The organism is Bremerella alba, from assembly GCF_013618625.1.
GTDB classification, from domain to species: Bacteria; Planctomycetota; Planctomycetia; order Pirellulales; family Pirellulaceae; genus Bremerella; species Bremerella alba.
Genome location: NZ_JABRWO010000003.1, coordinates 100,656 through 123,780, shown reverse-complemented (window position 1 = coordinate 123,780; position 23,125 = coordinate 100,656). Strand labels below are relative to the sequence as shown.

The following is a 23,125-nucleotide window of genomic DNA, read 5'->3' as shown; positions in this document are numbered from 1 at the left end:
TTCTCTCTCCCTTCAAACAATGGAATACCTACCATGAACCAGTCACTTAATTCCCTTGTGGGGCGTCGTCAATTTTTATCGGCTGGGGCGACAACCATTGCCGGTTTAGCCTCTCTTCCTGCCTGGGCAGCACCTGAAGCGTCTCCCCAAGTTCAAGGTAAAGCGGAACATGTGATTTCGATTTGGCTTGGCGGTGGGATGGGCCAGATCGACACCTTCGACACCAAGAGAAAAGGGAATCCTGATAAGCAGACACCAGGCTCTTACTACAATGCGATTCCAACCGCCGTGAAAGATGTCACCGTATGTGAACATCTTCCCAAAGTGGCTTCGATCATGGATCGCATTACCGCAGTGCGGACGGTTCACCATTCCGTCATCGACGAACATGCGGCCGCGACGAACTGGATGCATGTAGGACGTCCGGTAAGTGGTACCGTCGTTTATCCGTCGTTGGGGTCAATCGTCTCCCACGAGCGAGGAGCCCTGTCTGATTCGGCACCACCTTACGTCGTGATAGGCTACCCCAATAATTCACGAGGCCCGGGCTTTCTAGGAGCAGAGCATAGTTACTTGTATCTCACGGAGACTGGGCGTGGGCCGACGGGCTTGGCACGGCACTTGACAATTTCCCGCGAACGTCAGACCGAAAGAGAACAATTACTTAAGCAAGCCCGCCGCGTTCAGCCTGAAGTGCGGGAAAAGGTCTTGGAAGACTACGCCGCCGCAGCGGATCTCAGCCTACGCCTTAGCGGTCCCAGTTTCATGCGAAGCTTTCAACTCGAAAGTGAAGCTTCGGCGTTGCGTCAAAGCTATGGCGGCGAGTTCGGACAGCGATGCCTTCTGGCTCGTCGACTCGTCGAAAGAGGAGTTCGCTTCATTGAGGTCTCGCACAATCTAAACTTTCTCAATGGCGCCGGATGGGATGTGCATAACCGAGGCATACTCGATCAGCACAAGTTGATTCACGAATTGGACGATGCACTTTCCACGCTTATTCTAGACCTTGAAGAGCGTAAGCTCTTGGATAAGACACTTGTCGTGGTGAGTACTGAGTTCGGAAGACCACCTCAATTCGATGGTGGAGGAGGCCGGGGACATCAGGGCTCGGCGTTTACTTGTGTCCTTGCCGGCGGGGGTCTGAAGCACCAAGGTGCATTTGGTGAAACGGACGAACTCTCCCAAACGATTGTCTCGGATCCTGTTTCCGTCCCTGACTTGTTCGCGACTATCCATGCCGCTATGGGAATAGATTACGCAAAATCTCTCTACGATGGCGATCGGCCTGTCCCCATTACCGACCGAGGTCAGCCCATCACCAAGCTATTTGGTTGAATGAGATCAAGCCCACGATAAACGACAAGCGACATCTCCCATATGCATTGGAAATCGACTTTGACACCATCTCACAAACCGACCGACTTGCCATCTTTTCAAGGGATAATCCCACCAATCGTCACGCCGCTGGCCGACAATGACCATCTTGACATCTCCGGTTGTGAACGCCTGGTCGAATTTCTTATTGAAGGCGGAGTTGACGGCCTGTTTATTCTGGGATCGTCTGGGGAAATCGCGAGCTTAAGCCACAATCTTCGCGCCAAATTTGTTCGCGAAATATGTCGCATGGTGAATCGCCGCATCCCAGTACTCGTCGGCATCACCGATAACTCCGTTGTCGAAACGGTTCAACTTGCTCGTGCGGCGGAAGAAGCAGGAGCGGACGGAGTTGTTCTCACGACACCGTTTTACTACCCCGTAAACCAAGCGGAGCTTAAGACCTTTGTTCAGTCGGTGCTTTCCGAGACCAAGCTTCCCCTGCTTCTTTACAACATGCCGGCGATGACCAAGCTTTCGTTCGCGGTAGAGACCGTCGCGGAACTTGCACAGATCGACCAAATTGTCGGCATTAAAGACAGTAGTCAAGATATCGAGTACTTTCGTCGCCTGACCAAACTCAAGTCGGTACGGCCCGATTGGACTTTTTTAATTGGACATGAAACGCTTTTGGCAGAGTCTCTAGCGGCAGGAGGCACAGGGGGAGTCAACCTGGGAACCAATCTGTTCCCGAAGTTGTTCTCGGATTTGATGATTGCCCATCGAAATCGAGACGAAGCCCTGATGAAAGATTACCAAGGCAAGATCGACCAATTAGAGGCGATCTACAACATCGCAGATCGATCGCTTCCCCTGTTACCGCTCATTGGAGTGACGAAGACGGCCTTGTCGATTCTGGGAGTATGCGAGGATCGGATGGCCTTGCCTCACCAAGGTTGTACGCACGAACAACGTCATCGGCTGACAGAAGAACTCGAACGCTTGAAAACCACACTATTTTAATAGCCTTTTGCGATACACTTTTTTTCATTATTCCCGCTTTTCTCTCTAGAACATCGCGCGAATTTTGCTCAATCGCTCGAATAACTTACAGCATTCTTTTCATTTACTGCTTGTCACTGTCTCATTATTTCGAGGATTTCCCCTATGCCGTCTATTCAACTCTTGAAGCGATCGGGGTTTACGCTAGTCGAGCTATTGGTCGTTATCGCTATCATTGGGATTTTAATCGCCTTACTATTGCCAGCCGTTCAACAGGCCCGAGAAGCCGCCAGGCGAATGCAATGCACGAACAATCAGAAACAGTTGGGCATTGCGATGCACAACTACCACGATACGTTCGGCACTTTTTCCCCCGGCATCGTTGGCCGTGCTAACTTCGATCCGCCTAGCAGTGGCCCGCAGTTCGAAAAATGCCCTCCCACATGGATGCAAATGGTTCTTCCGTTTATCGAACAGGGGAACCTATACGAAGGAATGAAGGAGCATTTTGGCAATGGAGAAATGGCCGCAACTGCTCCGGGACGTTTCACGATAATCGACGCACTGATGTGCCCTAGTGACCCTGGTTCTCCTAAGTTGGTCGATTCAGGGGCGTCGTCTCCGTGGTACGAAAGGTGGGGCTTTAATGGAAACTATGTCACCTGCAGCGGGTCCGACTATTTCACACCATCGACCGATCCCCATATGCAGGATCGCAATGGAATCTTTTATGCCAAGTCACGGACTCAGTTTCGAGATATTGTTGATGGCAGCACGAATACAGCTTTCCTAAGTGAAATCTTGCTAGTTCCCTACTCAAACTCATCTGGTTCCACGATTGATCTTCGTGGAGGTTACTACTTTGGTCGCCGAGGTCCCGTTTGCTTCAGTACACGCGAGGGCCCCAACACGTTTACGGGCGACCGGCTAAGTACTTGCATCAGCAAACCTAAGATGCCTTGCAACGGGCAAGGCACAGACAACATGATCATGTATGCTCGCAGTCAACATCCTGGAGGAGCCGTTCTCACTCTGGCAGATGCATCCGTTCGATTTATCCCCGAAACTGTAAATCAGGCGACTTTTCAGGCCTACGGTACCCGCGCGAACGGCGAAGTCATTGATGAACCGTAGTTTCTAATGCGAGTGTACTTCGCATCATGACGCACATCGGCCGATTGTCCGTCATGATGAATCTCGATCTTACATAACTTTGCCATACGTCACGGTGAGAAGAAAGATTATACGCATGTCGTTCCTCAGGTTCCGATGCACAATTACCTTTGCCAGCGTAATGCTCTTCGGAAGCTTGCTTGGCTGTGGCAACTCTGGCCCTCAACTGCCTCCCACGGTACCGGTGACCGCAAAAGTCATCTTGAATGGCAAGCCATTAATGGAGGCGGAGATAACCTTCAGTCCTGTCTCTTCAGGGCCTTCCTCAAACGGTCAGGTCATACAAGGTGAAGTCGTTAATCTCCAGACCAATGCTCAGAAACCTGGCGTCGCACTTGGTGAATACAAGGTGACTATTTACGATCAGCCTGTCGAATTTGGCGGCCGCGAACTAGTGCCCGACAAATATGGACGCCTCAACGATGGTTTCGTCGCGACTGTCACAGAGGATGGTCCTAACGAATTTACATTTGCATTAACAGGACATTAGTAGGTTGCCCAGCACAACCAAAAGTGTGCTGGCGCGAGAGAGGAATTGCGTTGCACGTAGCATTCAATGGCAATCCGTTGATCTGCAAGGTTCAACGAGAAACAGCTTCGCGGTAGCTTAGTACCTGTCCTTCGGCCTGCAGCATCCCACGCAACTGATCGATGGAAACGTCCCGAAGATTTGTTTCGTTCTCGATACTCAAGTGCGCGGCCAAGCCTGCGGCGTGCCCTAGGGCCATCCATGTTGGCTCCATACGTATCGAGGAAAAGGCCACATGGGTTGCAGAAACGGCGACCGGAACAATAAGCCCTTCTACCTCACGAGGAATCGTAACACGATAAGGAATTTGGTAGGGACGCGTAATATGTGCGAGCATGCCTAGATAACCCTCAAGCACCACATCGTCGCCCGGTTGCTTCTTGCGAACTGGGAAACTATCGATCGGGAACTCGCCCACCGCGATCGTATCTTTATACTCTGGCGTAACCGGAGATTCTTCCGTCACCGTCACATCGCGCTCAGTCAACGTTACTTCGCCTATTAGGCGACGCCCTTCACGGACGTAAAGCTGCCAGGGGAAATGACCATTGTCGGTGAACTCATCGGCCGGCAATTGATACTTTCGAGCCATTTCGCGCTGCCGAGCAGGGACCGCTTCATCATTTTGCAAAAACCATAACAGCCCCAACGTCAAGTGGCGATGTCGCAGAGCGATCTCGTCGCGTTGCGGCCAATCAGCTTGGATATACTTCGCGTTTTCCTCGCCGAATGGAAACGCAAGTGGCCGCGGATTAATATTCGCGTCGACCTTGCCGTTGGGAAGATCGGTGACAGAAAGAGCCCGGACTAACGTATCGAAATGCTCGGGATAGTAACCCCATCCATCCTTGAACACTTTCGGCGCGCTCAAACGGCCTTCTTCCAAGTCGGTCAGGTAGCCAAGATAAACGTTCCGATCATAGCCCGCCGGGGGCTCCTTCAGCGGGACACCATTACTAGAATCACTGGACAGACATAGCCGATAGGTATAGGCCGGTAGAGAATCGTCTGCCTCTCCTGTGCTGCGGGGAAGGATCTTTCCGTTCTGATAGTCAAAGTAAATAGCACCGGCATGAGGCTCGCCGAACTCACTTCGTCCTTCGCGTCCGAGTCGATAATCAGCCCCCGCAGCAGCCAGAAGATCGCCCTCGTATGTAGCATCGACGAAAGCACTTGCAGAAATGACAAACTCCTCGCCAGTCTCGCGAGCCAACAGCTGCACGCTCTGCACCCGTTGGTTTTCTGCCGTGGCACTTTGAAGTTGGTGCTGCGTCAGGATTGTAATGCTCGGTAACTCACTCAAAATCTCAAGGAAGACTTGCTCTGCCAAATACGGTTCAAAGTAATAACCTTCGCGGCAGAGGGTGTACGCTTCGGAGTCTTCGCCAAGCTGATCAACGTAGTGATCGCGGATGCGTCCGATGAACTCCAGGAACAACCCGCCGATCACTTCACGATGCTCGATGTCGCTTTTTCCCAAGCCACTGGTCGACATGCCTCCTAGATGCGCGTTGCGTTCTACCAGGGCGATCGATCGTCCATGACGCGCCGCTGCGATGGCTGCCGCGATGCCTCCGGGTGTTCCCCCGATCACGACGACATCGTATGTCTGCTTGCTTTCGACCATTTCGCTCACTCTCTCTTCCATTAATCCTGGGTGCTCACCGACGAGGTCAATTGGGCCGCATCTTCGGTTCGGCCACGTGATTTCTGCAATGTCCACACGGTCAGTCCGGTTAGGTCGCGTGTGGATGTTCCGATTACGAAACTCATTAGATAGGCCGTGACGGCGAACACTAGGTTCACAAGTGCCCCGATCCAGTAACTATGCACGCTAAAAGTCCACGCATTGGGAAGCCACTTCAGAAGGCCAAATCCAAGATAGGCGTTGAACATTATGGCCAGCAACATGGCAATGGTTGCAGCGGTTCCATTCACACGACGCGTGAAGAAACCCATCATGAACAGTCCCATCAAACAGCCCCCGAACAAGCTGGTGACGATCAAACTGATGTCATTCATGCTTTCTTTCTCGATCCGGCTAAACAAGATTCCGCCAGAAACGACCAGCACGCTTACCAGCGCCGCGACGGTGCGCGCCACGCGGAGGTAGAACCGATCTGAATACTCCTTGCCAAGATAGGGACGTAATAAGTCGACCACCGTAACCGTCGATATCGAGTTAATACCGGAGTCGAGCGAACTCATCGCTGCGGCCATTACTGCGGCAATAATCAGTCCAGCCAAACCAGCAGGAATTCGGGTCAAAATAAAGTAGGGCAAGACCTGGTCGGTTTCAAGTCCGGCGATGGCCGAGTCGGGAAATGCCTGGTAATAGACGAAAAGAGCCGTACCAATGAAGAAGAACATCGTCCACATCGGCAAGGCGATCGCAGAGTAGATGATCGTCGCCTTTCGAGCCTCACGCGTTGATCGCGCGGCTAGGTATCGCTGCACCATATTCTGATCGCCAGAGTAAATCGCCAACCAGTTGATGATGCCTAAAATAACAACGGTCCAGAACGTGCGTTCGTTCAAGTTCCACTCGAAGCTCCCAAGACTGAACTTATTCTCCGCCGCGCCGGCTTCGACAATCTGCGTTACCCCTCCGGGTAAATCGATCACTATATAGGTGAAGCATAGTAGGCAACCTGCCATCAAGACCAAGGCTTGGACGACATCGGTCCATACAACCGCTTCAATCCCGCCGGCAATGGTGTAAAAGGCAATGAAGATTCCCGCGACAACGACCACAACCTCAATCGGTAACCCCGTGAGAAACTGCACCGGAATGGAAACGAGAAATAATATCTGCGACATGCGGATCAGTTGTAGAAAAATGAAGCTGAGCGTACCGTAGATCCGCGGTAGAGTGCCGTATCGCATGCCGAGATATTCAAACGCCGAGGTCAACTTACCGCGTCGAAAGAACGGAATGAAGATTAGCACCGCCAATACAGCGATGAACGGTAGCACAAGATTGACTGCTAACTGACGCCAGTCCAGCACATAGGCCGCGGCCGGAAGGGCCAAGAACGTGGCCGAACTGACGATCGTCCCGAGCATCGACAGGCCAATCACCCAGCCAGAGAACGATCGGTTCCCGACAAAGTATTCTTCGGTCGTGTTGTTCCGCCGCGAAAAATAGATGCCGATCCCAATCATCGCGGCCAGGTAAGCCACGATGGCGGCAATATCGAGCGGGCGTAGCATGAGTTCCATTGAATTCCAATCAAACAAAGCAAGTCACGGAAAAGGCTACGGTCGGGGTGTCACCAAAATGGCATCCACCACCGTAAAGTTGCTTGCTTTATCAATCGAGACTTCTACGGATGCATTCCCAGGGGAGAGTTGGTAAGTACCCAAGCTATTCCAGATACCGCTGTCACTATTCTGGTTAATAAGAACCTTCTTCGTCCCATCGGTATGCGAGATTGTGAACGGAACATCGGTCGCACGACGCCCGCGAGCATTCCACAATGTGAAGATCTCGTAGTTACCCTTGGCAGGCACATTAATGTTGAAACGGACCGTGCCGCTATCCGATGGATTCAGGAAAAGATAATCATCACCGTAACGCTCGGAATCCTTATCACTCGACTTCCAAGGTCCAGTGATCGTGACTTGCTCACTGTTGCCGGCATCGAGAATCGTATCGCCCTTCTTCGGCTCATACGGTGGCGGCTTGACCAGCGGCTTTTCCGGCATAGTCAACGCGTCAAGTTCTTCCAACCTGATCTTTAGGACTTCCACCGTTTGCTTTTGTGTGGCAAAGGCAACCAAGAGATAGCCGTCATGCTCGATTACATGTGGATAGTCGACATGCCTCCCTCCAGCCAAGTAGCCCATCTTCGTAAAGACGACCCCATCGTCACTGATCGAAAGAGCCAACGGATTGCGCCGTTTCGGATGCGGGTTAGATACTAACACGTATCGCCCATCAGTCAGCTGAACGCCGCTGAACTTCGATCGAGCATCTGGAAAGTCGGTACGATGCGGTCGACTCCATGTGCGGCCGTTATCTTCCGAAAACGATCGGTACAGATAGCCACTCTGGCGATTATCGCGGAAAAGTGCCGTCAACCGGCCATCGGGTAGAACCCACCAATATGGCTCCTCCGCGGCGAGTTCTTGGCTGGATCCTAGCACAGGAAACGAATCCCAGGAGTCGATCGCTTCGACGCCACCAGTAAGGAATTCAACACCATGCTTGGAGTAGTCGTGCGTCCGCCGCGACATCATCCATTCGCCGCTGGGAATCTTTTTAGGTGGGAAGTTGTTAATAGCGTTCTTATGCACTAGGCCGTGGTCGACCCAAGCATTGTCCTTTTTGTCCCAGCGAAATGCTCTGAGTTCAAGACTTTTGCCGAAGAAGCCTGCACCTTCATCGAGCGAACATAACGCAAGCAGTTCACCGTCTCGCTGCCAAAAGCCACGTGAAATCCAACGAAAACCTTTTTTGCTGCGCGTGTTATAGTACTCGGAACCCTTGCCTGAGCCAGGCGGCTCTGGCGTTAGATACTTTGGTTTACTCCAGTCGATGCCGTTCTTACTGATTGCGAACGATACACGTTGACCAACACGGTCTTCCACCGCTGGTCCATCGCTCCACATGGCCCAATAGTTGTTGTCGTAGAAGGTCAAGTAATTGTGCTGATTCACCCCGCTGGACTTGCGGACGTCGCTGATCACCACATGCTGGGAAGGAATTTTCGGCAGGTTGTCGAAATCAATCCAATGCGGACTTTCCGGTACCCAATCGCCAGAGAGCATGACCGAGGAGTGTTCTTTAGCGGTTGTCTCTTCGGCCTGAAGTCCATAGGCGTTTAGGGCCAAGGCTAACAGCATTGACAATGTAAGGATGCGAAACATGATGATAAGCAACTCCAGGTGAGGAAGGGGGGAAAGGGTCTCGATTAAGTAAGCCAGGGGCGCTATGAAAAGTCGGCTAGCGATTCCCCGTCAATCAGGATCGGCTCGACGATGAGCTCGACGCGGCGACCACTTAGCTGGGGCTGCCGGATGTTCCAGAGCAGTTGCTCGACGGCTCGCCGCCCAGTAAGTTCCGGGCCCAGATCAATCGTTGCCGGACGAGGATGAAGCCCGGCCAGGTATGGTTCTTCGTTGTTGCAAGAGACGATTTCGATATCGCGTCCCACTTCAACGTTTGCTCGTTGCAAAAGTCGGTAAACAGTGGCCGTGATTTGATCGTCTGGTAGAAACAGACCGATCGGACGGGGCATCTCGGCGAGCATCGTCTCGACCAATAGAGCAAGCGACTCTTCGAGTTGTTGAGATGACATTTTTTCAAACGGGACATCCTGCTCGCTTTGAAATCGCCTGATTTCATGTCCGGCAAGATGGACGGCGTAGCCAAAGCCATCGCCGCGAGCTGCAAATCCAGGATGATCGCTGTGAACAGTTAGAAAGCAAAGATTCGTGTGGTTTTGCTTCAACAGATACTCACCAGCCAACTGCCCGATCGCCGCATTTCCCTGCGAAACAACGCTATCGGTACTGCTGACATGCGACGAAAGCCAAACGGCGGGGATCCCTTGTAGCTTATCAAGTAGTTCTTTCGAGCCCCGATGGCCCCACAAAAGGACACCGTCGAGCTGCTTTTGAGCGATTGCTGGCACGTTGACCTCGCCGCTGCTGACATCGGCCAGAATCATGTTCATTCCGGCGATGGCGAGTGCCTGCTGCACACCTTTGAGCTTCGCCATCGCCAATGTCGGATGACGCTGACAGCTTTCATCGAGCATGACGACCGCTACGTTTTTAGGGGGCTTCACAGGCTCGGAAGACTTACGGGCTTTTCTTGGGCGTGGCTGGTATCCGAGACGCTTGATCATGTCGCGAACCAACTGAACCGTTTCCGGAGCGACGCCGGACTGGTTGTTAATCACGCGCGACACGGTGGCCTGAGAAACACCGGCAGCCTCCGCGATTTCGACAGTATTGGCCATGAAACACTTTCTTTTTCGGGATTAACGCTTCTTCCGGTCGGTCAATTCGATATCGAGCGTCGAATCTTGTTTCGGTAGATCGAACCGTTCTTGATAGGTCAAACCGATCGATGCTCCGTACGGTGCATAGTCAGGGTTCACTTCTTTACCGTCGAATGCTTCAATAATCACGAGATGGGGACCGCCGACACTCGCTTGTCCCTGGAGCTTCGTGCTGAACTTGCCATCCTTAATTTGAGCAACACCATAAGGGCCGCTATTTCCTTGAGATGGATCTGGTTGAAAGACAATTGAACCGACCGGCACCGATTGTCCTTGATAGGTGACAACGCCTTCAATGTGAAACTTCTCAACATCGTCCTGCTGACTGCATCCACACGCTGCGAATATCGCCAAAAACAACGACAGTGCTCCTGCAAACCACTTCACCACGGCAATTCTCCTTTTCTTACAAGGCAGTTAGGGCATCGAAACGACTTCGCCACCACCGCGGCTAGCCAAAGCCAGGTAGGTGGAGATTTCGATGGTCTCTGGTAGAAACGTCACGGCACCATCCGCCATTGTGAAGTTCGCGCCACCGGGATGCTGACTGCCGTAGCCGCCATTGTTGGCCACCATGGTAAAACTGGGATTCTTCACTCCAATATTGATCGGGTAACGATGGTTTTTGGTTGTTGCCAGATAAAGGCCACTCGAGGTCCAGTGCAGCCCGCGATTCCAGGCTCGGTAAAAGGGATATTCGTTCCAGGATAGCTCTCCCAATAGAATCGTATTCGACGAACCATCGGTCGAATCTCGCAGGCCAAGCTCGCTACGCAATTTGAAGAGACCTTCGTCCCCAACTTCGCCAAACATCGAAACGTTTTCACGCGATGTATCACGTGCATAGTTTTCGTTCGTCGTAGCATTCAAACCAATCGGCCCAGCATTGCCAAAATAATGAGTCGTCGGACAAGGAGCTTCCGATGCCAGCGTCGTGATCGTTTGAGAACTGCTGGGGCAATGCAACGTAGCCATATCGGACTGCGAGCAAAGGGACAGGTTATCGCGCCAAGTGGCCGAGAAGTTGTATTGATCGTATAGGTTGCCTGCTTCAAAGAAGGGGGCCGTGCGAATCCACATCCCATGCGACTTGCCGCCATCAATCCCCGACGGAGGAAAAGAACCGAAGGTATCGTGATAGTTGTGCAGCGCGAGGCCCAACTGCTTGAGATTGTTCGTGCAGCTCATTCGCCGCGCCGCCTCACGAGCCTGTTGAACAGCCGGTAGCAGTAGAGCAATCAACACACCAATAATCGCAATCACAACCAACAGTTCAACGAGCGTAAAACCACGAGCCACCATCCGGCGGTCGTCCAAAGCACTGTTTGTTCTTGGGCGAATGTTCATCGGGCACTCCCAAAGTAGAAAAGGGGGAATAGGATTTTTGGTGGGAAATCAATCACACAGGGCAAAACCTACGGCTGCAAGTCTAACTATTCATTACGATTATTCAATGCAATACCGGCGACTTTTCTATTATATTTTTATTTTCCTCTTTCCACACAACGCGTTCAGAGGCGAATTAAAGTACATTAAATGGCCTCTGAGATTGAAGAACCTAAGACCTTTGGAAGGATTTCAGCCTAGACTTGATGGATAAACTCTGATTTATCTATCACCCGGTCATGAATATTCATAGATCGCAATAGCTGCGGAGATTGCTTGCGTATTGCCCTTACTGCTTACGGCGAAGTAGCACGAATAAGAAGGCCGGTGGTAGCCATCACGATCTGCGCAAACCACTTTTCAGCAGAGACTTACCACCACAACTGATAGCAAGGGCTTTTCTAATCGGAATGCTGGCATGTGGCACCGAATTGAGATTCGAGTGTCGGTGAGTACTCCGGCGAAACACTACGCAGACTCACGTTCAATCAGCTGCGGCTGGATTAGGACCTGCCGTTGATCAGCAGGCAATTCTTCTCCTCTAATCATTTTCTCCAGCATCGATACCATTTCCGTTGCCGCGCTCAGGTGATTTAGATCGATGGTTGTAATGGCAGGATCAGTAAAGTCCGCTAGATAATGATTCAGATAGCCGACCACGGCGACATCGTCGGGAACTCGAACCCCTCGTCGGTGAAGGCGTTTTATGAGCGTGGCTGCCCAGTAGTCGTCATGGGCAATAATAGCATCTGCGGACTGGCCGATGATGAGTTTTTCGATCAGGTCATCGATTACCTCTTCGGGAAAACTCCATTTCAAACTATCTACATCGTGGCTCGCGTAGGCGTTTTTGTGTTTAGGCGACGCATGAAACACCAACTCCGGCGTAAATTTATGGCCATGCTGACTTAAGGCTTCTTTGTAGCCGATGAGGCGGTCTTTCTGGCTCTTCCTGGACTTCACGTTTAGGGCTAGCCCAATTCGCTCTCTTCCTTTTTCAATAAGAAAACTAGTGGCTTTCCGGATCGCAGCCCGGCGATCAACTGTTACAAAACATGCGTTCGGCGTTCCCGGGTCTTCGTAAAAGACGGTACAAGGATGCTGTCCTAATAGGTCAGCCCGATCGCCTGGCAGCCAACTGTGCACAGCGCAGAGAACTCCATCGACACCGCTATTAGTAAATAGCTGTACTGTCTTTTCGAAACGATCAGGAGCAATAACCGTGTTTCCGATCAAGGTGCGATTGCCATGGGCGACCGCTTCTTCATCCAGATGCTGAATAAGAAACGACCGCAGTGGATCTCCTGCCGATGCAACCAGCAAGCCAAAGGTATGGGAACGTTTTCCAACCAATTGGCGTGCAGCAAGATTGGGCTGGTATCCCATCGACTTCGCGACGAGCTGGATCTCTTTCGCCTTTTGCTCTCCGACGGTAACGCGATTGCCGCCGGTTCCCAGCAGAACAGCAGAAACGGCTCGCCTGGAAACTCCGACTTTCTCGGCAATATCCACCAAGCGAACACGTTTGGGCCGGTCAAACTCAACGTTCATAGAGCCTATTCTGTCGAAAAGCAAAGGATAGCAACAGGAGAAGACTTTCCCGTGCTCTTAAATTAAGTATGCCAATTCAAGGGGACTCAACATAATGCGGATCCACCTTTTCGCGAAAGGGCTTCTGCTGTGCATCGCGTTCCAGATCGCCTGTACTTCGAGGCGGGATGAGCCTGCTGAAACCGAAGTAAAACACGGTTCCCGAAATAAGCATGGTTGCGGCTGCGATCGCTGCCCCATTCCAGCGACCAAGAAAAAGTAGTGAGAGCGCAAGAATACCGGCTGCCACCATGACCGTCCCGAACGGCGCCACAACGAACCCGGAGGCGATACGGCCGCGCGGAGGAAGCGGCTCTCCGGCAGCCTCGGCGACGGGACGCCACAAACCGAATGGCCGAGCTTGCCGGTAAAATTCTATCAAATGCGACATAGGCTCCGGCGGCGTCAGCCAAGCGACTGTTACCCAGAAAAGAAACGTCATTCCCATCGAAACAAAGATAATCATGTAGTCGTTATGGGGACCAAAGTCCAAGAGACTCGGAAAGGCAAACCATGGATTGGGAAAAACAAACAGCTTGTTCATGACGAAAATAAGTGGTCCGCCTAGCGAGGCTGCCAGTCTGGCCCAACCATTGAAACGCCACCACCACCATTGAGCCCAGTTTGCCGTTAACTCGGCCGATGACAAGCCTAGCATGAAAATTGAAATTTGGATGACATTCGTCGCGGCGACTGCCACCAGAATCCCAAGTATCAAAATGCCTGCCGAAAACACTTTACCCATCAGCAGATAATGTTTGACAGATGCTTTTTTGACCAGTGATCGTTGGTAAACGTCATTCACTAGAACCTGGGCACCGAAATTCATATTGGAGCTGACGGTGCTCATGATCGAAGCCAGGACGGCGCTCAAAGCAAGCCCGAGCAGCCCCGGTGGTAAATATTTTGCGAGTAGCATGCCATAAGCAAGCTCCTTTTGCTCAGCCGTTCTTACCTCCGGCCAATGGACCATCGCAGCCAAAGCCGGAAGTGTCAGTGTTGCCAAGAGGACAAAGAGCACGACCGTCGTCCAGACATACATCTTGGCCGATTCCCGTTCATTACGGCAGGAAAGGATGCGTTGCCCTTCCATTGCCCCTGCCATAGGTGCAGCATCACCTCCATATCCAATCGCTGTTCCCATTGTCCAGGCAGCTATCGCGATTAATCCAAGAACCTCGTGGCCTACCGGGGGAAAGACACTAGCAGCCTCGGTGCCAGCCGATTGTATTAATGCATCGTAGAGCTGAGTTGGGCCACCAAAGTCGACCAGTACGATGATCATCAGCAGAATTGAACTTCCGATAATGATCAGGGTTTGAAAAAAGTCGGAAGTTACAACGCCCACATATCCGGATGCCAACACATAAAACAGAATCACCGGAATAACTACGGCAAGAGTGGTGAAGATCGACCATTCAAGCAGTGGCGACGAAATTTTATGCAATCCCAATAACCCCGCACCGGTCCAGGCAGGCAAGGCGATCAACGCGCTTCGCAATGCCACCCAGCTACGCATTGTCAAAGCGGGTCCACCACTAAAACGCAGCTCGTAAAACTCCGGAGAGGTTCGCAGATTTAACCTCCGCCATAAACCGGCAAATAGCAAAGCTGCAATCATCAATGCCAGCCCAAACCGGGCAAAGTAAAACCAGCAGATGAATGCCCCCGTTACCACGGTCATCCCGCAGTAGGCAGGAGCAACATCGGCATTCATACACGTCGCCGCATACGAAAATCCATTTAGCCAACCAGGCAATTTGCGGCCGGCCAAAAAGTAGCCTTCTAAATCGTCTCCACTCCGCTTGCGAAGCAGGACCCCAAGGAGAAGAAGCCCACCAAAATAGAGCCCCAACACACTCCAGTCGAGCAAGCTAAGCTGCGTCGATTCAAACAGGCTGGGCATGAATTACTTCCTCGAGTAGCTGCCAGCAGTAGTGCTGCATTCTCGGCAAATGAAATGGCCCCTTCCATTGATTGCCCTTGATCGTGCTAGAGAGTGTTCCATCACGATGCAAATAGCCAAACCACTCCCCAAATTCAGGGTCAGCGAAATGCTCATACGCCCAATTGCTTATTTTTATATGCCAATTCCAATATTGGTCATCGCCTGTCAATCGCCAAGCGAGAAGCGTCGCGATGATTGCCTCGGCATGTGGCCACCAGAACTTCATGTCGTGCCAGTACTCGGAAGATGGGAGCCCGTGGCAATCTCGATAGTGATACAAACCACCGTATTGATTGTCCCAGCCTAACTCCAGAGACCAATCGAGAATTTGCCTCCCCAGCGAAGCCACCTTCGGTAAATCACGCTGGCGAGCCTCTTCCATAAGAAACCACGACAGCTCGATCGAATGACCGGGATTAATCAAACGCCCATCGAACGTATCGATCAGCTCGCCTTGCGACCCGACGTTTTCCAGTACACAACCTAAATCATCCTTAACGAAGTGACTGTGAATTTCGTCGATGCACTGATCGATAACCTCGTTACACTCAACAAAACCCGTTGCTTTGCGAATCTCTTGGGCAACGCCGATCAGTATCATTGGGTTAGCCAATGATTTCATCGAACGTACGTCAGGTCGCACTTTGGGTTCCAATATGGAATCGGGGCCCAAGTATTGTCGAATATTTTGAAACAAGTCGACAGCTAGTCGGCAATACTCGTCGCTTAGAGCCGCCTTCCCGTAGGCTGAATAGGCCATGGCAGCAAAGCATTCGGAAAATACATATCGGCGTTTTCGTAGTGGCTGTCCATCCTTGGTCACCAAGAAGAAGTATCTTCCATCGCGATCAATGCAGTGACGTTGAAGGAAGTCAATGCCGTGCTTGGCTCGCTCTAACCAGTAATCACGAGGCTCGACCGTTTCAGCGATGGTTGCAAGCATCCAAGCGAAACGCCCTTGAAACCAAACCGATTTATCTGTTTGAAGCTGCTTGCCGTCGCGATCAAACGCGGTGAAGTATCCGCCATGTTCTCCATCAATACTACGATCAAGCCAAAAAGGAAGTGTATCTTTAAATAGGTCATCTCGAAATTTGGCAGATGCTACTCGAATCTCATCAGACGTCACTTTGCTTCCTTCTTCTCTGAGTTAATGTGATTGAGTGCGATCTCGCTCACGAACAGCCACGTCGGCTTGCCTGCTGCGTGGTGGCCAACAGGAATTGTCCCGCGGCTTACGACTTCGACTTTAATGCGTTTGCAAGAGACCGTTTTGCCAGTAACTTGAATCCATTTAACTTGCCTGGGATGTGAATCATCTGGCTTGAATTGCAAGCTTGCCCACGGCTGGAATTTTCCATCGCTATCTGCGACTGATACACGAATGTTGCGTGGAAAGTAAATTCCGACCGGCGATGCCTGGAGTACATGGACATCAACCGTCTTGAGGGTTTGCTGTTTCTTAAATTCAAGTTCAGCGATAAGCGGCTCTCCTTCAATGCCAATCCACTGAGCGTCTTGATGCGACATTGGTCCGACTAATCCATTGGTCAGCGCGTGGGCACCCAAGGCACTGTAATGAGGTGCAGGCGTAGTGGCCAATTGGACCGAGGCGCCGTAACCATCATGCTGAGTGAGTTCTTGCTTGACCTGATTCACCATATCATGGGGCAACAATTGTTTACGATACTTGGCGTAGTCCCGGCGTGCATCGAGTTGCTGTGTCATCTCCCATAGGCTCATGTTGGCTTGCCGCATACCGAGCACTGCAACGATCCAGCCCTGCGTCCAACCAGATTCAATGGACCATGCTCCCCAACCAGCATCTCCATTCGACCCCCAGTACTCCCATCGCTTGTAATCAAATGCCCGCATCCAGGCACCATCTAACTCAGGATGAGCCTCACTTTTCGTTTGAATACGACAGAGAAATGCGGCCAGCTTGTCTTCGGCATCTTGATAGAATTTATCACCGGTAGCGGCAGCAGCTTCATGCAGCCCCAGGAACGCAAAGTTTGTTGTATAGAGCAAATCGCAAATAGGTTCGCCGTTTTCGTGAATTAAGGGTGCCTCGTGGGCACCAAACGATTCGTTGCTACGGTGAGGTGGATAGGCTCCTTGTTCAAGTCGTCCTAACTCTTCTCGTATCGCCCCGGACTTATCTTGGCAAGCAATTAGATCCTCGGCGATTTGTCTTAACCAGCGACGATGCTGTGGCTGGTCGTCCACTCGAATCAACCAGGCAAGCGGCAATAACATTCGGGCCCGCTCTTGCTGTAGACCGTTAGTCCACCGCCATTGATTGGGATAGCGAGACATCATGATTCGCATACCCGTACGAGCCCGATCTAAAAGCAACTCATCTCCAGACTGTTCATAGGCCCAAAGGTAACAAGCCCATAAGTAACATTGAAAGTGCGGGGAAGGATAGACGCTCGACTGTTTGAAGTAATACTGCCAGCCGTTACGTGACAGCTGATCTTGATCGATCCTTCCTGGCTTGAACCCCAGAGGTCCGGTTGTGCGTAGTCCGGCAACAACCGCCCGCGATATGTATGGGTTCCAGCGATAGTCGCCTGTAGCAGCTTCGGTGGCCATCGACGCTAATAGAACCCGCGCAATGTCGTCCCCATAATTGGCCTTCTTCCAAGCATCGTTCGAGATCCCCCAGGCAATCATGCCGTAAGAAGGATGGCCTGGATCGCCACGCTCTGCGTTGACGGCACCGGATCGCAGATAGAGATACTCTTGAAGGTTTTTAGCAATGGTCGACATCTGCTGATCGCCCATTACCTCACCGGCAATGCCAAGCCCCATCGCTGCCTCACTGATACAGTCGCTCCGCTGAATAACACGAACGCTTTGGCTACCATCAGGAAGAATCCCTGAGTCGAAACCTTCTAACATTCCAAACCGTCCATCGCCCAACTCGTCACGGAATACTTTCGAGTGGGCTACCTCGGAGGTCTTTATTTTTTCGCGACTTGTCTCAAGTGAACTTTCAGTAAGCAATAAGCCAGATTTAATGAACCACTGTGCACCACGCCGAAGCGATTCCCTCTCGGCATTCTCCGGAAGTATCTCTTGGGCCGAATAGCTGGGCCGCACTGTTGGCTCCCAGTGAATTCGAATCCCAGCCAAAGACGAGTCAAGCTTTTCCAACAGTCCGCTCCAGACGTCCTCCCAGGCCTTCGCAGGCGCGTAGCGAGCGGTCACGAAATCGCTCATTTTGCTGGCCGAAACATACATCTCAGGTGTCGCGTCCGTAGCTGCGAGGTGTACTAAGAGAGGCTGAGCTGTATCTGGAATTCCATAAACGGCCGTGTCGAGTCCCGCGACGCGTGCCAGTACGAGAAGAGGGTTCTCTGACTCGATGAGCACATACCGACTACGGTTCATTGAGAGTATCTGGCGTGGCTTGAGATGCGAACTAAGCTCATTCGAGGCAACGACCACACGTTCCCAACTAACGTCTATCGGCGTTCCAATGGAAACTCCAGGAATCTCCCTGGGATACTCAAGGTAAACCCGAAGCTGCTTGTTAGCTGCCTGCGACCAAAACGAACGGGGGACGACGGTTGTTTCTTCCGGGTACTTATCGGCCAGAATGGCAACGGTTCCTTGGTCGCTGACATGCTGTAGTGCTTCGTTCACGCTGGAAGCTACAGCAAACTCCACGTCGTTCTTTTGCAGCACTTTGCACAGATCGCAGGCTTGGCTGCCGACAATTACGAACGACGCCCTGTCTAAAGCGTCGGCTCGGCTGACAATGCCAAGCAAGAGCATAAGGCCGGCTAGAAGACAGGTGTGACGGATCGCAAGATTAATTTCCAATGTTTTAAAACGCATTTCTCTCTCAAACAAAGGTTCTAATACCAAAACTGGCAAGGTCATTTTTTAGACTGGACATCAAGTTCCAGAGAGTTTTTCCCGGGCGTAATATCGACCTTCAATCCGCTAGTTGCTGCCACTGTCAGATGACGTGGGAATTTAACAGAGACCCGCTGAGACTTGGTTTCGTGTGGTGCCGGTGGTGGGGGCGGTTGAAGAGCAACCGCATAATTGCCGGGAGGCAATGGGGTAGGAAACGAGAAACTTCCATCCTCTACAATGGCACTTCCTCCCGTGCCATTAGATTCATCTTGAAATAGAATCACACCGGTCGATACAGGGGATCCATCCAAAGCGATCCGGCCATCGACTTCAGCACCCGTCGGAGTTTCGGAACACCCAACAAGCGTCCCAGACGTAATGCAAAGTATCGCTACAGCTAACTTGGTGACTAGTTGATATTTCATTGATCTGTTTTTCTGAATCAATATGACGTGGGAAAGTTAGAAAGAATTCGTCAATCCGTCATCACATGCACTTAAACGGCGCAAGGTTTCCATATCAATCGTTTCAGGAATGAATCTGGTCGATCCATCCCCCAGTAAACCTAAGATTCCACCAGGATGAAATGAATTGAGAATGGTGTTATTCTCGTAGGGCTGGCTACTGGACGAAGAGGTTTTGGTGTCGTAGTTGATCTGCCAACGTACGGTGGAAAGCCCCGTATAATAATAATTGTCAGAACTGCTGGAGATCGAACTGACGGGGTAGTCCGCCAACTGCCCTGTCCATCCCCCGCCATAGTTGGCAGCAATCACTTCATTACCAACCATCCCGGACTGTTCGGCTACAGCCAAGCTGTTCGAGGTTCCGTCTGTAGCATCCCGAAACTTGGTCACCTGACCCGGCCGAAGCATACCGGTGCCGGCAGCGTACCCCCGAGAAGTTTGTTTCACGACGTCCGTTCGGCCAGCAGGGTCAGGGTATGCTCCAGCAATCCCGACATAGTGGTGCATCATCCCTGCCTTGTCTCCGTCGGCAGGATTATTCAGCCCTCCCGGGGCGGCAATTAGTGGATCAATCGGACTTGATGGACAGATGTAACCATCAAAAACGAGTCCTTCTAAAACCAAATTGCTTCCGGCGAAGGGAAAGTTGCTGTACCCGCTAAAGCTACCCGTTTCAAAATCAAGCTGATCAAACAGAGCGTTCTGCTCGAGAAAAGGAAGGATTGAGGTTCTCCAATTCACCCCTGATAGATTGGGATAGCTAACCGTACCGGCTCGTGAGCCATAGGGGAACGAACCAAAGGTGTCGTGATAGTTATGCAGCGCTAACCCCATTTGCTTGAAGTTATTGGAGCATTGCATCCGTCGAGCTGCCTCTCGGGCCTGCTGAACAGCTGGCAAGAGCAGGGCGATAAGAACACCAATAATGGCGATGACAACTAAAAGCTCTACAAGCGTAAAAGCGTGACGACCGCTTCTCATGACAATGACCCTGTAAAAACAAGCACGATATGTTGAATAACGAGTTTCGGGAAAAGCATGGTTGGGAGAAAATCATCCCTCGTGGGATTACTAGAGTCTAGCGGGATTAATTCGTGTGTCAAGTTAAATCATCCATCTTATTTTCAGTGGATGAGCCACTTAGATGCAAGAAGTTTCGTTTCGTAGTGGCGTCCACGCCTGAAAGCTTCGCGATCTGGGCAGGCCATCCCTGGTAGTTTCGTTACCTAACTTTTTTTCAAGGTGCGCGGCATGCGCACTGCTCTCTAGATCACCACCAATAAGAACAACCATTTTTAAAGACAGGCATTGGAAATCGCAGAGAGGTAAATCCGTGCAAACATAGAATCAGACATCCGAGGAACTTGCTACAGATTCATCGCTAAGGCCGTATCTGCAATCCCTAAGGAAAAGCGAGTTGCGACAGCTCACAACTGGGCTTAAGGGAAAGCGCGGGACTTAGTCGCGTTGCATGCCAACGAGTCTCGCAAATCATTTTGCACAGTGGCTCATAACGACACTCGTTCACTGAAGACTTATGCCTATCTAACGAAGTTGGCAAACACTTCTTGCCTTTTAACAACTTGAAAACGGCTGTTTTAGCGCTACTCAATAGGTGCAGACGAATATTCCCGTTTTCCATCGATCCCAATCTCGTAGCTCGAAATTACGGAGTGGGCAGATCTAGCCGCATGGAGACGATGCGTTCATTTGTGGGTTCTAGGCACTGCCTATTTGGGCTTAATCCACTTGTTTTATCGAATCTTTATTGACGCACCGAACAGTGTTGGTACACTGTTTATTCAGTGGCCCCCATAAGTCACATCATGCTCCCAGCTGCCCAGAAATGCAGGTACATATGACACTCCATCCCCCAAATAAGCATCCGGTTACCAAAGCCCAGCGAATATTTTTAGATCTGCGGTCCAAGATCCTAAGTGGAGATCTTACGCCCGAACGCCACCTGACGTTACGACCTATTGCTGAGACCTATGGAACCGGAATTAATGCCGCGTCCGAAGCTGTCAAGGCATTAGCTGCCGAAGGTTTGGTTCGACTCGAAGGAAAGGCCGGAGCGCGGATTCTCGCTCGGGATCTTAGCCGTATTCGCGGAGACTTTATCTTGCGATTGGCCATCGAGTGCGAGACCGTCCGCCGTGTTGCTGAAGTGGCCGACGACATGCAATTAGCTGCCCTGAAAAGAATTGCAGGGCACGTCGATGCCCTTTTCGCGGAGGGCGATTCGCTTCGAGAGTGCCGTGATTTAGACGTTCAATTTCACGATACTTTGGCCAGCTTTTCTGGCGTATCGCAACTACGTGAAGCCCTTGCTCCGCTATTAGATCGCTTAGTGTGTCTTGACCAAACAACGAATCGAAATGAGGAGATTCCAGGACAGAAGCACATGGAGGTTTTTGAAGCCATAGAAACTAGAGATCCCAATCATGCGGTTGAGGCTATGCGAATGCACTTAGAGCATTCCATGCATCTCTCGCTCGCTGAGTTGCAGTTTGGATAAATGGTGGATTCACAGATGCGCGAAAGATCAGCGATCAAGGCGTAAGCCTTTCCGGATCTATTCGTGGAACACCATCAGCCTTGCACGAACTGTGTGAGCTTGATGACCGAGCATCGTTCACCTGCAGGCGAAGCGAAAGCCATTTTGGGGATGACGTGTCATTCCGAATGGACATGAAATTGGGATCAGCTTACGAGAGTTGGCGACTTTTCAAGCAGCCAGTTCTTCACCAATTCAGCAGATTCCTATTTCATCAATCGTATTCGGAGTTAGCACATGACAGTCCACGCTACGCGTCGCCGGTATGCCGCTTTCACTCTTGTAGAACTACTTGTAGTGATCGCAATTATCGGTGTCTTGATTGCACTGCTATTACCAGCAGTTCAACAAGCGAGAGAGGCCGCACGCCGCATCCAATGTAACAATAACCTCAAGCAACTTGGCCTGGCGTTACACAACTATCACGATACCTTCTTGGTATTTCCGCCAGGCAAGATAGGCACAACTTTCCCGGACACCTATACCGCCGCAACCGCAAATCGCCGATTAGGTTGGACGGCGTTTATTTATCCGTTTATCGAACAAGACAACGTTTATCAGCAGTTCGTACCGTACATGAACGGTGATCTACAAATCGGATCCCCGGCAACTTGGCCAGCTTCGGAGACTAGAATACCTGCATTAAATTGTCCTTCGGATCCAGCCAGCTCTAAGAGTATTGGCTTCAACAGTTCCGGAGCCGAACGAGAGCGAGCCTATCACAGCTACGCTGGATGCATGGGGTCGACCGGCACCATGATTGGCTCGGATAATTCTGGTTCCCAACTAAATGGGATGTTCTATTCCGCATCCAAAACACGCATGCGAGATCTGACCGACGGAACAAGCAACACGGCCATGGTTGGCGAGATTCGATTGGCGGAAGCAGATGGCTCACAGTCAGGTGACTCCGGCGATGATTGGCGAGGATATACGTTCAACATGGCAGCACCAAATAATTGGTTTAGTACCCGAAACCCACCCAACACTGCGACGGCCGATCAACTTGGTCGATGTCGACAAGATTTCGACGACATGCCTTGTGTGAAGGTCAGCGTATCTAACGACAACATGTACCTTCACGCCAGAAGTATGCACCCAGGTGGTGCACTTACCTGTCTTGCAGATGGATCCGTACGGTTTATCCCCGAGACGATCCACACCGAGACATTTCAATTCTTAGGAAGCCGAAACGACGGACAGGTTCTCGGCGAGTTCTAAGTCTACCCATAGACGTTTAAACATCGGCATCGCTCCGGAATTTCAGCATGGGAT

General features: G+C 51.4%; 18 protein-coding genes. 6 read left to right on the top strand and 12 right to left on the bottom strand.

The genetic code is table 11. The annotated features are described in order from the left end of the window. Positions 1 to 33 precede the first annotated feature (33 nt). The 4 genes from HOV93_RS06225 (at position 34) to HOV93_RS06210 (ending at position 3,979) form a co-directional block, all read left to right on the top strand. Complete coding sequence (locus HOV93_RS06225; RefSeq protein WP_207395620.1) at positions 34 to 1,335, top strand: DUF1501 domain-containing protein; 1,302 nt, start codon at positions 34 to 36, stop codon at positions 1,333 to 1,335. A gap of 60 nt (positions 1,336 to 1,395) precedes the next feature. Next, on the top strand, positions 1,396 to 2,337 hold the full coding sequence (locus HOV93_RS06220; protein ID WP_207395619.1) for a dihydrodipicolinate synthase family protein: 942 nt from the start codon (positions 1,396 to 1,398) through the stop codon (positions 2,335 to 2,337). A 144-nt stretch (positions 2,338 to 2,481) separates the two neighbouring features. Then, positions 2,482 to 3,450, top strand: a complete 969-nt coding sequence (locus tag HOV93_RS06215; RefSeq protein WP_207395618.1) for a DUF1559 domain-containing protein — start codon at positions 2,482 to 2,484, stop codon at positions 3,448 to 3,450. Positions 3,451 to 3,565: 115 nt separating this feature from the next. Continuing rightward, entirely contained in the window at positions 3,566 to 3,979 is a 414-nt protein-coding gene (locus tag HOV93_RS06210) for a hypothetical protein (protein WP_235989889.1), read from the top strand. 91 nt (positions 3,980 to 4,070) lie between these two features. On the opposite strand, the gene HOV93_RS06205 is transcribed toward HOV93_RS06210, so the two are convergent. The 12 genes from HOV93_RS06205 to HOV93_RS06150 form a co-directional block, all read right to left on the bottom strand. After that, positions 4,071 to 5,645: an FAD-dependent oxidoreductase gene (locus tag HOV93_RS06205; protein ID WP_235989935.1), complete on the bottom strand. Its 1,575-nt coding sequence runs from the start codon at positions 5,643 to 5,645 to the stop codon at positions 4,071 to 4,073. Between the two features lie 20 nt (positions 5,646 to 5,665). Continuing rightward, complete coding sequence (locus HOV93_RS06200; protein ID WP_207395616.1) at positions 5,666 to 7,231, bottom strand: sodium:solute symporter family transporter; 1,566 nt, start codon at positions 7,229 to 7,231, stop codon at positions 5,666 to 5,668. Between the two features lie 45 nt (positions 7,232 to 7,276). Continuing rightward, positions 7,277 to 8,890, bottom strand: coding sequence for an exo-alpha-sialidase (locus HOV93_RS06195; protein ID WP_207395615.1), 1,614 nt, complete (start codon positions 8,888 to 8,890; stop codon positions 7,277 to 7,279). Between the two features lie 62 nt (positions 8,891 to 8,952). Then, positions 8,953 to 9,987, bottom strand: coding sequence for a LacI family DNA-binding transcriptional regulator (locus tag HOV93_RS06190; protein WP_207395614.1), 1,035 nt, complete (start codon positions 9,985 to 9,987; stop codon positions 8,953 to 8,955). Between the two features lie 21 nt (positions 9,988 to 10,008). Next, a complete protein-coding gene (locus HOV93_RS06185) occupies positions 10,009 to 10,416 on the bottom strand; it encodes a hypothetical protein (RefSeq protein ID WP_207395613.1) in 408 nt (135 codons plus the stop codon). Between the two features lie 30 nt (positions 10,417 to 10,446). After that, positions 10,447 to 11,376, bottom strand: coding sequence for a DUF1559 domain-containing protein (locus HOV93_RS06180; protein ID WP_235989886.1), 930 nt, complete (start codon positions 11,374 to 11,376; stop codon positions 10,447 to 10,449). 507 nt (positions 11,377 to 11,883) lie between these two features. Then, entirely contained in the window at positions 11,884 to 12,966 is a 1,083-nt protein-coding gene (locus HOV93_RS06175) for a LacI family DNA-binding transcriptional regulator (protein WP_207395612.1), read from the bottom strand. A gap of 76 nt (positions 12,967 to 13,042) precedes the next feature. Further along, the gene (locus HOV93_RS06170) at positions 13,043 to 14,911 is read right to left on the bottom strand and encodes a sodium:solute symporter family transporter (protein WP_207395611.1); all 1,869 of its coding nucleotides are present in this window, start codon (positions 14,909 to 14,911) and stop codon (positions 13,043 to 13,045) included. After that, positions 14,895 to 16,082, bottom strand: a complete 1,188-nt coding sequence (locus tag HOV93_RS06165; RefSeq protein WP_207395610.1) for an AGE family epimerase/isomerase — start codon at positions 16,080 to 16,082, stop codon at positions 14,895 to 14,897. Before HOV93_RS06165 ends, HOV93_RS06170 begins: the two co-directional genes overlap by 17 nt. Next, positions 16,079 to 18,802 (bottom strand): hypothetical protein, encoded by a 2,724-nt coding sequence (locus tag HOV93_RS06160; RefSeq protein WP_207395609.1) that lies wholly within the window; start codon positions 18,800 to 18,802, stop codon positions 16,079 to 16,081. Before HOV93_RS06160 ends, HOV93_RS06165 begins: the two co-directional genes overlap by 4 nt. A gap of 41 nt (positions 18,803 to 18,843) precedes the next feature. Continuing rightward, positions 18,844 to 19,251 carry a hypothetical protein gene (locus HOV93_RS06155; RefSeq protein ID WP_207395608.1) on the bottom strand — a complete coding sequence of 136 codons (408 nt, stop codon included), beginning with the start codon at positions 19,249 to 19,251 and terminating at the stop codon, positions 18,844 to 18,846. A gap of 36 nt (positions 19,252 to 19,287) precedes the next feature. Continuing rightward, positions 19,288 to 20,274, bottom strand: a complete 987-nt coding sequence (locus HOV93_RS06150) for a DUF1559 domain-containing protein (protein WP_207395607.1) — start codon at positions 20,272 to 20,274, stop codon at positions 19,288 to 19,290. Between the two features lie 877 nt (positions 20,275 to 21,151). On the opposite strand from HOV93_RS06150, the gene HOV93_RS06145 reads away from it, so the two are divergent. Continuing rightward, positions 21,152 to 21,811 carry a GntR family transcriptional regulator gene (locus HOV93_RS06145; RefSeq protein ID WP_207395606.1) on the top strand — a complete coding sequence of 220 codons (660 nt, stop codon included), beginning with the start codon at positions 21,152 to 21,154 and terminating at the stop codon, positions 21,809 to 21,811. Between the two features lie 276 nt (positions 21,812 to 22,087). Further along, complete coding sequence (locus tag HOV93_RS06140; protein WP_207395605.1) at positions 22,088 to 23,071, top strand: DUF1559 family PulG-like putative transporter; 984 nt, start codon at positions 22,088 to 22,090, stop codon at positions 23,069 to 23,071. Positions 23,072 to 23,125: the final 54 nt, after the last annotated feature.